Source organism: Kangiella sp. (assembly GCF_048265365.1).
Taxonomy (GTDB): domain Bacteria; phylum Pseudomonadota; class Gammaproteobacteria; order Enterobacterales; family Kangiellaceae; genus Kangiella.
Window position 1 is genome coordinate 809056 of the sequence record NZ_JBLXBT010000001.1, and the last position, 11090, is coordinate 820145.

Below are 11090 nucleotides of genomic sequence, written 5' to 3' on the forward strand. Positions count from 1 at the left end.
TTATTTGCCTAATAAATCTTCGTAACCGTAAATGCTGTCTTCTAAAAACTCTGTGGTACTGCCGCGCAGACTACCAATCCCTTTTAAGACAAACTGTAAAAAGACGCCGGAGTTATGTTCATCGCTTTGCCCCGGCAAGATAAATCCTTCACTATCGAGCTGAATATTCAAGTATCGTCGTGCCACTAAACGCACTGCCCAACAACATGACTCATACTCTAGACCAAGAAAGGAGTCATTGGTTCGATTTTCCACCAAATCTTGGTTGTAACGGCCTAAAAGGCGCCAATTATCTTTGATCGGCCAGGCAAAAGCCAGCTCTGCTTCTTCCTGCCTTCTATCCAGGCGTTCGCGGTAACGGTGGCCTAAATTGATAATGTGGTTAGGTTCTGGTTCGTAGTGCAAATTGATCAAGCCATGAGTGGTATCGTTGGTCTGATCATCCCATTCTACAACCGATTTCACTTCAAGCGAGTCGGTCCAGCGCCAGTTGACTTCGGCAAGTAGCCCCGACTGCTTTTCAGTCTCTCGGTCTGTGGTGTCTATCAGTTGCACCTGACGATCAGCCAAATAGACAATTCGACCTAATGACATGGAAACCTTTTCGCGTCCTTCAGAGTCTAGGATTCGGCTGGTTAATGCACCGCTGATTTGATTGGCGTCACCAATGCGGTCAATTCCGCTGAATCGGTTGGTGTTAAACAGTTGAGTAAAGTTGAAGGTGGGCAAGCTGGTGTCATAGATACCAATATCACTTTGTGCTTCGTAGGGCGTATAAAGGTAGAACAGTCTCGGCTCCAGGGTGTGGGTATAGCGTTCATCATCCACATCCATAAAGCGCTCGAAATACAGGCCCGTATCCACAGAGGCGGTAGGCAATGTACGAGTTAAGTGGTCGACATTGCCAGTGAGATCTTTCTGCTGATAGTGGGTTACTGCATATTTAACCTGTGGGCGGAAGAAGCTGTATAAGGTTTCATGGCTCCAGCCAATAGATGGCTCAAAATGATAGCGGTTGGCGGTAATCTCATTATCTTTATCGAATCGAGTCAGCTCGCTGTGAATTTGTGCATGGAAGCCGTTTTCATCTGGCTCGAAAAAGCGAGTCATTTGTATGCGTGGGGCGATGGTATAACGCTCTACCGGACTATTCAGCAATTCCCAATCTTTATACTCAGTGCGGAAAAACCAGTCCTTACTGCGGTGTTGAACATATAAGTTCTGCGATAAAATATCCTGGTTACTGTTTTCCAAACTGCCGCCAAAGTCCTGATAATAGCCATCATCGCTGACGTTGCGGGCATTGATGCCGGTGGTCCAGTCATCGCCAAGGTCGGTCAAGTGTTGAACTTCGTATTGCCAACGCTTATCACCCAATGCATTGGGGTCTTTATCGTTAGGCAGATATTCGAAAAACAGTTCGCCATTGCTGTCTTCCGTTAAATAGCGAAACTCTGAACCCAGCATGGAACCGCGTGAGGTCATGTAGCGCGGAGTGAGCGTTAAATCATAATTGGGTGCCAGATTAAAATAATAAGGCACACTAATATCGCGGCCATTGCGATCTGAGTTACTGAATGATGGTGGCAAGATTCCGCTTTTGCGACGGTCATCAATTGGGAATGTAATGTAGGGTAGCCAGAATACCGGCACATCCGCCACTTTAACGACACTGTTGTAAGCTTTGCCCCAGCCACTTTCCCGATCAATAACAATTTCGTCGGACTCAAAAGCCCAGCTTCGTTGATTGGTCGGGCAGGTAGAAAATTCAGAGTCCGAAAGGGTTAAAACCTGGTTGTTATCAATGGTAATGGTCTCCGCTGAGCCGTTACCATTGTTGCTGTATAGGTGAAAACGCGTGTTGCTGATTTCAGTTTTACCTTGTAGAGCCTGGAAGCTCAGGTTATCAGCACCGACCACGAAATTCTGATTAGTGAATAATAAGTCGCCTTCCGCTCGGTAACTTTGCGTCAGGTTGTCGGCTGTCAGGCTATTGGCAGTCAGTTGCTGGCCATCTTGAGTGACCACCACATTGCCATTTAAGTAGGCTCTATCACCTTCGCGCACGGCGCTATCAGAATAGACTCGAATTGGACCGGTTTCTTCATTACGAACAGCTTGATAACGAATAGGCTCCATCGGCTCACTAGGGCAGGTGTAGAACTCTGGAAACTTAAAGCCAACATCTTTACTGACTAAGTCATTCTCTTCGGTCTGCTCAATAAGGGTTTGCTCAGAGAGGTTATTTTCTGAAAGAGCTTCTTCTGAAAGAGTTTCCTGCGTGACGGTTTGATTTTCAGCAGCCAAGGCAAGCGCCGGCACAGAAGATGCCGCAAACAGGAAGCCAGTCGCTAAAAAAGGGTGTACCCAAGGAGTTTTCTTGCTTACCATGTATCCGTTATTTTACCTTCCGCTATTCGCCACCAACGCTTTGTTACATAGGTTTCAAGGCGCGGAAAGTGACCAAGTGATAGAATGGCACAATGATAAACGCTTATTTGCAAGAATGAAAACCTATAATGGAAAAAGATAGCCGACAAGAAGCTCTTAAATTCTGGGCATACGCCAAAATTCGCACTCTGAATCCTCATGTTGCAACACTGCAATGGAGCATGGTGTCCGGTGATGCCAGCTTCCGCCGTTATTTTCGCTGGGGCAATGACCAGCAAAGCTGGATCTGCGTTGATGCGCCACCAGAGCACGAAAACTCCGAACAATTCATTAAAGTTGCTGATATGCTCAAAGTAGTCAATGCCCCGCAGGTATTGGCCTACGACCTTGCTGATGGCTTTATGTTGCTGTCAGATTTAGGCGACCAGCTGTACTTGCCACTACTACTCAATCCTTCCGAATCGGCTCCAAGTGCTGATGTTCTGTATAAAAGCGCAATTGATAGCCTGGTCACCATGCAGTCGATTGATAATGCCGATTCACTTCCTGCTTATGACAGCACTCTATTGAATACTGAGATGGAGTTGTTTCGTGAGTGGTTTTTAGGTCGTTATCTGAATTATCCGTTGTCGGAGCAGGAACATCAGTTACTGGACAAGACTTTCGAGCAACTGACGGTCAGCGCACTGGAACAGCCGCAAGTATTTGTGCATCGCGATTATCATTCTAGAAATATCATGTATATCGAAGGGCAGGAGCCCGGCATTATTGATTTCCAGGACGCGGTTTATGGTCCAATAACCTATGATTTATTGTCATTGCTGCGTGATTGCTATATCCAATGGCCGCAGGACAAAGTGCTGGACTGGATTGACTATTTTATTGAGCAGTCGCCGTTTCCACTCGAAAAACAAACCTTTCTGAAATGGTTCGACTGGATGGGCCTACAGCGCCATATCAAGGTTGCTGGCATTTTTTCGCGCCTGAATTTCCGGGACGGCAAAGCGGGTTACTTGAAAGATATCCCACTGACCCTCAACTATATACTTCAGCAAGCAGAAAAATATCCTGAAATGGCTAATTTCCATCAGTGGTTACAAGACACCATTATGCCGCTCTATCGTAAGCGTATTGAAGAAGATGCATTAGGGGTCGGTGTATGAAAGCCATGATATTGGCGGCTGGTCGCGGCGAGCGGATGCGTCCGCTGACGGATGAGCGACCCAAGCCACTACTTAAAGTCAATGGCAAAGCACTTGTTGAGTGGCATATCGAAGCGCTCAAAGAAGCGGGCATTGACGATATTATTATTAATACCTCATGGCTCGGTGAGCTGATTCCTGAATACTTGGGCGATGGTGCTTATTGGGGCGTGAACCTGAGCTTCTCACCCGAAGAGCAGGCACTGGAAACAGCCGGTGGCATTCGCAAAGCGTTAGATTTTTTTGAAAACGAACCTTTTATCGTGGTCAATGGCGATGTCTGGACTGACATCGACTATACGCCTATTGCAAAAGAACCTGAGGCGAGCGCACACATTGTTTTAGTGCCAAACCCAGAGCATCATCCAGAAGGTGATTTTTGTGTTACCGAAGGTGGCAAGGTGAAGTCAGAAGGCGAACCTAAACTGACTTTCTCAGGAGTGGGCGTTTATCACCCCAAGGTGTTTGCGGACTTGCCTGAAGATGAGGCGATTCCATTAGGCCCGATCTTGCGTCAGTTGATGGAGCAGGATGAAGTGACCTATGAGTTATATCAGGGGCGCTGGCACGATATTGGAACGCCTGAACGTTTGCAGAAACTAAACGAAAGTTTTCAGCGTAAACTGAAAACCATTGAATTTAACTTAGAGAACGATAAAAACGTATGACTTGGTTTGGAAAATTACTGGGTGGTGTCATTGGCTTTTCGCTTGGCGGCCCTATCGGTGCGATTTTGGGTGGTGTGGTTGGCCATCAAATTGATAAAAAAGGTGAAGAGCATTTAGAGCCAGGTTCGCAGGAACGTGTGCAGGCGGCATTCTTTACCGCAACCTTTTCGGTGATGGGGCATATCGCTAAAGCCGATGGGCGCGTCACAGAAGTAGAAATTCGCCATGCCGAAGAAGTGATGCGTCGAATGGGTCTTGATCAGACTGCGCGCAAATTGGCGGTTGACTTATTTAGCCAGGGCAAAGCGCAGGACTTTGATCTGAATGGCGTGTTGGAGCAATTTAAGCGCGAGTGTCACAGACGGCGCAACTTAATGCAGATGTTTATGGAAGTGCAGATCAGCATGGCGATGGCCGATGGCATTGTGCACGAACGCGAAAGAGCTGTTTTGCATTATGTCGGCAAGTCGCTTGGCTTTGCAGCCTTCATGATTGACCAGCTGATCAAAATGGTGCAGGCTCAGCAAAGGTTTTATCAACATTCGCAACAGCAGGGCGGGCAGCATCACGGTGGATATAGCCAGGCAGATGTGAGCGGGCCCAGTGTTGAGCAGGCCTATCAAGTGCTCGGTGTTAAAGCCAGCGATGACCAGCAAAGCGTAAAACGTGCTTACCGTCGGCTGATGTCGCAGCATCATCCTGATAAACTGGTAGCTAAAGGGTTGCCAGAACAGATGATTAAGATGGCAACTGAAAAAACGCAGGAAATTAAAGCAGCCTACGAATTGATTAAACGCCATAAAAACTGGTAGTTTGAATGTGTGATCGACAGTTAGGTATTGTCATTCCCCAATAGCGGGGAGTTTATAAAGTATTTAAGGAAATGTTATGCCAGATAAACACACCATGATTAGACAAATTGCAGTGATGCTTGAAATGCAAAACGCCATGAATGCCAAAGTGAATGAACAGTGGTTCGAACAAGGTTTCGAATGGTATCGCGCGATCTGGATTGAATGTGCCGAAATGTTGGAGCACTACGGTTGGAAATGGTGGAAACATCAAAAGCCGGATGCGGATCAGGTGAAGATGGAGCTGGTGGATATTCTTCACTTTGGTTTAAGTTCGCGTATTGATGGTGAAACCTCGTTCGAAGCCATTGCTGAAGAGCTTGCCAATGAAATGTTAGAGCCAAAAGTTAAAGATGACTTTAAACAAACGCTTGAAACGATGGCAGCTCAGGCTGTAATGTACCAACATTTTGATGGCGCCAGTTTCGCCGGTTGTATGCAGCAAATGGAGATGCCATTTGAAGAGCTATTTAAAAGTTATGTGGGTAAAAATACCTTAAACTTTTTCCGTCAGGATAAAGGCTATAAAGAAGGTACCTACATCAAAGAATGGGATGGCCGTGAAGACAATGAAGTTTTGGTCGAAATTCTGAATAAGCTGGATTCTTCAGAAGAAGATTTCAGACATCTGCTTTATCAGGAATTGGCGGATAATTATCCACGTCCTGATAGTAAATAACCTGCTATAGAAAAAATAGCTCAATGGAAATCGAGCAGGAAGTTCTCGATCTTATAGAAAACGCCAAACGTGTCTGTATTTTAACAGGCGCCGGTGTCTCCGCTGAAAGTGGCATCGCCACTTTTCGCGATGCACAAGAGGGTAAAGGACTGTGGAGCCAATATGACCCACAGCAACTAGCCAGTATTGATGGTTTCCTCAACGATCCGCAAACCGTCTGGCAATGGTATCAATGGCGAAGAGACGTCAACAAAGATAAAGAGCCTAATCCAGCCCACCTTGCCATAGCGCGCTGGCAACAAAGATCACATCAAGACGGCAATCAGCTTGTCAGCTTAATTACCCAAAATGTCGATGGACTGCATCAAAAAGCAGGCTCAAGTCCTGTTACTGAACTACACGGTAATATCTGGCATAACCATTGCTTGCAATGCAACCAAATTCACCAAGCATCCGTTGAAGGGTTAGAGGCTGTTCCCGAGTGTACTTATTGTGGCGGCCAGGTTAGACCCTCTGTCGTCTGGTTTGGCGAAGCCCTTCCCGAACAAGCCTGGCGCGAAGCAGAAAGCGCAGCTTATTCTTGTGACCTCTTTCTATCAGTAGGAACATCCAGCCAGGTCTATCCCGCTGCAGGACTCGCAGCACTGGCTAAAAGTCAAGGCGCAAAAGTGTTAGAGATAAACCCAGATCCAACCAATAGCTCAGTGGTGGATTATCAGATCGCAGGTAAGGCGGGAGAGGTTTTTAAGCGCTTTAATATATGATCTGTCATCTTGTGATATCCGAGGCACCTCCTTTAGGGTGCTCCACGTGTATTTCCTTCCGACACTTGCCGCAGGATCGAGTAACTATTTAAATAATATTAAAAACATTTTAATCAATCATTAAATTATCTTTACGGTGCTGTTCAGCAAGACTGATTCAACTATTCGATGGCTCCATGCATGCTCTTATAAGTCAGACATTACTCTACGATTGGTTGAGATAAGATCCATAGACTTAGCATGGTATAGGCAATCATTAACAATAGCAGTGGGATTTGACTCATTAGCGTTTGTTTGTGGTTTTGGTAAATCTTTATTGCTGAATAGTGAGCTAGTACGACTCCTATAACATGTCCAATTATGATTGCGTATATGGAGATAAACCAAACCGTTTTAACGTTGATCATTCCGATATCTATAGCATAATTTTGAGTCCCAAAAATATCCCATCCGTAACCAAATGGATCAGAAGCAAGAGGAATGATTTGTTGTCCTGCAATCATTAAGTAAAAAATGTAATGAGCTATATGATATGCCAGCGCAATTGGAACCAGTGATAATACGTAATGTCCTGCAGCAACTGTTAGTTGCATTTTGCTTCTTCCAGCTTTAACGCTTAGATAACAAAACATTAAAAAAACCACTAATAAAAGGCACGGCATGATTAATAGGGCCAAGCTCTTGGTCAATATTATGATATCCACGCCACTGGCTTGTAGTTCTATTAGTAATGGCCTTATTAATTGATTTTCTGAAATATAACTGAGCAGGTCTTTCCATAATGGTGTTTCTAAAATCCCGTCAAAAGATACAGTTGAAAGAAGTAAGATCACAAAGAATGTTTCAGAAAAGTGTAATGGCTTGTCATGAGCAAGTCCGGAGCCAGGGACACGAAGTGTTATATTATTACTTTCTAGATTGAAAAGTGAGAAGCGACCGAATAGATTGAAAAAATGACTGAAAAGATCGGCGTTTTGTAACCAGTTGTTGATCCCGAAAATAGCCATGCCTATCCAAGTATATAAACTGTAGATTAGGATTAACCAGAAGAGTGTATTGGGTATTTCTGGTCCTTCGGCTATGAGTTCTAACCAGGCAAAAATTAGAAAGGTTATAACCACTGGCCAGGCACCTAGCTTTTCGGGATATAGACGTCGCTTTTCTACCTTAAATACACGACTCCACAGTGCAAGCGTTCGCCAAGGATTAACAATTGGCCATACATTGGCTATCAGAGCGACGATAAAGGTAAATCCAACCCACCAGATGACCCAAACAAATGTCGGGGAGAAATTATTGAAGGTCTCATTATCTCCAAAGTAAGCTGTTAATAATGTTAAGAAAAATAGCGCGACACCAAGAACCTGAACAATAACTTTAGTGATTTTTCGACTTATTGAACCAGGTGGTAGGAACCAGCTAAGCTGGATAGAGGGTGATAGATTGACAAGCTTTGATTGGCGTAAAAAGACTGCTGCGATTATAAAGGAAATCAGTACGACTATAGCCGCTGACGTTAGATACATGGATAACGGTAGTGGAAGATCATATCGTTCGCCAAAGGAGTGAGCATACAGAGGGTCGCTAATTAAGGCACTAATGCCGAGTACAGCTAAGAATACACAAGTAAATTTAACGCTCTGAACCTTCATTCAGGGTAAATCTCAATATAAAAAATAGCCCCATGACTATCACCGCCATGAGCATCATGCTGAGTGACCGCAAACCTTCCTGCGGTCACTGCATCAAACTCTAATATGGCCAACTCGTTTGCTTTTAAATTCAAAGTAATATCATACCCATGCACATGAAGCTCCATAGGTTTATCTGAATTGATTGTAATCGCGACCTTCTCGTTTTGGTTGTACCTTAAGGTATCTACGCCTTCTATCTTTCCTTGAACAATATTGACCAATACATCGGCAGTTTTATTCCCGGCATGAAGCGATATCGGGGTTAGAGAAAGTATTAAAACGAGTAGGGTGAGGGACGCAGTTTCGACTATGGATGAAAGTTTCATATGACAGCTCCTTTGCTTGGTTAAAATATAAACAAATTTGAGGTGAAATGCACCACTTTAGGATATAGTAATTAGTTCCTCATTTAGAGTAGAACAAGGAGTTGTTTATGTTTAAGTTAGCTATAACGGTAATTATTGTGGTGCTTGGAGCCTATTCCAGCACTAGCCAAGGTGAAATACTGGCCTTAATCAATTATGAGAGCAAGCCTGCAGACTCATTGAAATCCCTTAAGCTTTCTGGACCACAACAAAGGGAAGAAGGTATCGCAGTCATGGATGTAGACCCAAAATCAGATGCTTTTGGGCAAATCCTAGTCGATATACCCCTACCCGCTGACTTAGTGGCACATCATATCTTTTATGACAAAACAATGACCAAAGCCTATATCACTGCCCTTGGCAAGAGTGAGTTACGGGTTATGGAGATGAATAAATTCCCATATCGACTTAAGGTTATTCAGCTTGATAATTGTAAGATGGGTGAGGATGTTGTCTTTTCAGCCGATAACAGCAAGTGGTACCTAACCTGTATGGGTTCAGACAATGTTTATGTTGGAGATGCTAAAACAGATAAGGTGTTGGAAGAGCTTAAAATGCCAAAACCTTATCCACATGGAATTGCAATTAATAATGATATTGACCGAATTTTAGTGACCAGCACGGTCAGTCCAGATATGACAAAAGCTGGTAATTATATTTCAGTGATTGAAGCAAGTACCCACAAGGTGATGGATTCCATTAAGGTTTCTAACAAAGAAGAGCCTGCTGGCGAGGCGCCGGTTGAAGTTTTATTTGTACCCAACAGCAACCCTGTTGTTGCTTATGTGACAAATATGCAAGGTGGTACTTTATGGACCTTAACTTGGGATGAGAAAAAGAAAGATTTTGATGCTGCTGAAGTATTTGATTTTTCAACTGAGGGAGCAGGAGTGCCGCTTGAAATCTATTTTAGCGATGATGCAAACACTCTGTATGTTTCTACTGCAAAACCGGGAAAAGTGCATGTTTTTGATATTTCAGAAAACAGCGCGAAACCCAACTTGGTAAAAACATATGTGACCGCCGAAGGGGCTCACCATATTGCTTTCACAAAAGACGGTAGTTTAGGGTTTGTACAAAACTCCTTTATAAATTTACCGGGGATGAGCGATGGTGAAATAACGGTAGTGGATATGGTTAATAATGAGGTAACTCATAGGATTGATACTTTTAAAGCCAATGGCTTCAATCCAAACTCTATCGTGTTGTTACCCGAGTGGAATCATCTTGCAGGACATTAATTAAGAGTGGCGACTCGTGAGAGTCGCCACTTGTTATATCCGATTAATCAACCAGTTTAAATTCGTCTTTTAAGATCTGAACGATTTCTGCTTTAGGATTATCAGACAATTCGATTTTCTTGCCGGTAATCTTTTCAGCAATGCCGATGTAGGTTCTAGAAACATCCATCAAGGCATCAACAGGAAGGGCGTTGTCACGAGCTAACGCTTGACGTTCGTCCATGCGATCTTTATTGAGTAGAATGTCTGAATCTTCGAAGTGGTTTAACAAGAATTGGCGGAAGCCTTCTTTTGAGTTTTCGACCACTTTGCCTTCTTCGCGGAATGCTTTGCCGTCCCAGATGCGCGATGAATCGGGTGTGCCGACTTCGTCCATGTAGATTAATTTTTCGTTACCATCTTTGTCGGTAACATAGCCAAATTCAAATTTGGTATCAACGAACATCTGGTCTAATTTTTCCAGTTCGCTGCTGATGACGTCGAAACCTTCTTTCAACAACTTCTCGTACAAGTCGATGTCGTGTTGGTTACGGAAGTTGAAGGCTTGATAGTTGTCGTCAATGTTTTGACGTGTGATGTTAACGTCGTCTGCTTCAGGTACGCCTGGGATGCCTTTCAAAATACCTTTGGTTGATGGCGTGATCAGTAGCTCATCAAGTTTCTGGTCTTTTTGCAGGCCATCAGGAATTCGAATGCCGCAGAATTCACGTTCGCCTTTGGCGTAGGCGCGCCACATGGAACCTGTGATGTATTGGCGGGCAATCGCTTCAATCATGACTGGACGTGCTTTCTGTACGATCCAGACGAATGGGTGTGGAATTTCCAGAATATGGCTGTCTGCCAGGCCGTTTTCACGGAACAGTTTAAACCAGTGGTTAGAGATGGCGTTTAGCGCTGCACCTTTACCTGGTACGCCATTTAAACCGTCTTCACCGTGCCAGATGGCATCGAAGGCAGAGATGCGGTCACTGATGACCATAATGGCCAGTGGCGCGTCAGCGGCTACGTTATAGCCACGCTCTTTAATTAGCCGTTTGCTGTCTTCTTCAGTGAGCCAATAAACGGAACGAACTTTTCCGCTATGGACAGGTTGGTTTGTACGAATGGGAAGGTCGTTGTTAACTGCTAAAACTTTTTGTGCAAGGCTCATACCAAGGTGTCCTATTCCAGAAATTACGAAGCCAGTCTCGCTGTGGAATGGCTGAGTGAATTTAGAGCGCATATGATACCAGAAT

10 protein-coding genes are annotated in these 11090 nt (G+C 44.3%); 6 read left to right on the top strand and 4 right to left on the bottom strand.

What is annotated here, in order from left to right; all coding sequences use genetic code 11:
* Nucleotides 1-2391, bottom strand: a complete 2391-nt coding sequence (locus tag ACN0VI_RS03875; protein WP_417445832.1) for an LPS-assembly protein LptD — start codon at nucleotides 2389-2391, stop codon at nucleotides 1-3.
* Nucleotides 2392-2519: 128 nt separating this feature from the next.
* Here ACN0VI_RS03875 and ACN0VI_RS03880 point away from each other — a divergent pair, with 128 nt between their 5' ends.
* The 5 genes from ACN0VI_RS03880 to ACN0VI_RS03900 all read left to right on the top strand — a co-directional run bounded on the left by ACN0VI_RS03880 (nucleotide 2520) and on the right by ACN0VI_RS03900 (nucleotide 6555).
* Nucleotides 2520-3554 carry an aminoglycoside phosphotransferase family protein gene (locus ACN0VI_RS03880; RefSeq protein ID WP_417445833.1) on the top strand — a complete coding sequence of 345 codons (1035 nt, stop codon included), beginning with the start codon at nucleotides 2520-2522 and terminating at the stop codon, nucleotides 3552-3554.
* Entirely contained in the window at nucleotides 3551-4261 is a 711-nt protein-coding gene (murU, locus tag ACN0VI_RS03885) for an N-acetylmuramate alpha-1-phosphate uridylyltransferase MurU (protein WP_417445834.1), read from the top strand. Before ACN0VI_RS03880 ends, murU begins: the two co-directional genes overlap by 4 nt.
* On the top strand, nucleotides 4258-5073 hold the full coding sequence (gene djlA / locus ACN0VI_RS03890; protein ID WP_417445835.1) for a co-chaperone DjlA: 816 nt from the start codon (nucleotides 4258-4260) through the stop codon (nucleotides 5071-5073). The genes murU and djlA overlap by 4 nt, the downstream gene beginning before the upstream one ends.
* A gap of 76 nt (nucleotides 5074-5149) precedes the next feature.
* A complete protein-coding gene (locus ACN0VI_RS03895; protein WP_417445836.1) occupies nucleotides 5150-5791 on the top strand; it encodes a dUTP diphosphatase in 642 nt (213 codons plus the stop codon).
* Nucleotides 5792-5814: 23 nt separating this feature from the next.
* Nucleotides 5815-6555 carry an NAD-dependent deacylase gene (locus ACN0VI_RS03900; RefSeq protein WP_331889510.1) on the top strand — a complete coding sequence of 247 codons (741 nt, stop codon included), beginning with the start codon at nucleotides 5815-5817 and terminating at the stop codon, nucleotides 6553-6555.
* Nucleotides 6556-6755: 200 nt separating this feature from the next.
* On the opposite strand, the gene ACN0VI_RS03905 is transcribed toward ACN0VI_RS03900, so the two are convergent.
* Together ACN0VI_RS03905 and ACN0VI_RS03910 are read right to left on the bottom strand one after the other, a co-directional pair.
* Nucleotides 6756-8207: a hypothetical protein gene (locus tag ACN0VI_RS03905; RefSeq protein ID WP_417445837.1), complete on the bottom strand. Its 1452-nt coding sequence runs from the start codon at nucleotides 8205-8207 to the stop codon at nucleotides 6756-6758.
* The gene (locus ACN0VI_RS03910) at nucleotides 8204-8575 is read right to left on the bottom strand and encodes a hypothetical protein (protein ID WP_331889514.1); all 372 of its coding nucleotides are present in this window, start codon (nucleotides 8573-8575) and stop codon (nucleotides 8204-8206) included. The genes ACN0VI_RS03905 and ACN0VI_RS03910 overlap by 4 nt, the downstream gene beginning before the upstream one ends.
* A 107-nt stretch (nucleotides 8576-8682) precedes the next feature.
* Here ACN0VI_RS03910 and ACN0VI_RS03915 point away from each other — a divergent pair, with 107 nt between their 5' ends.
* Nucleotides 8683-9855 carry a YncE family protein gene (locus ACN0VI_RS03915; RefSeq protein WP_331889516.1) on the top strand — a complete coding sequence of 391 codons (1173 nt, stop codon included), beginning with the start codon at nucleotides 8683-8685 and terminating at the stop codon, nucleotides 9853-9855.
* Nucleotides 9856-9898: 43 nt separating this feature from the next.
* Here the strand turns inward: ACN0VI_RS03915 and ACN0VI_RS03920 are convergent, their stop codons facing one another.
* Nucleotides 9899-11005: a phosphoribosylaminoimidazolesuccinocarboxamide synthase gene (locus ACN0VI_RS03920; RefSeq protein ID WP_417445838.1), complete on the bottom strand. Its 1107-nt coding sequence runs from the start codon at nucleotides 11003-11005 to the stop codon at nucleotides 9899-9901.
* Nucleotides 11006-11090 lie beyond the last annotated feature (85 nt).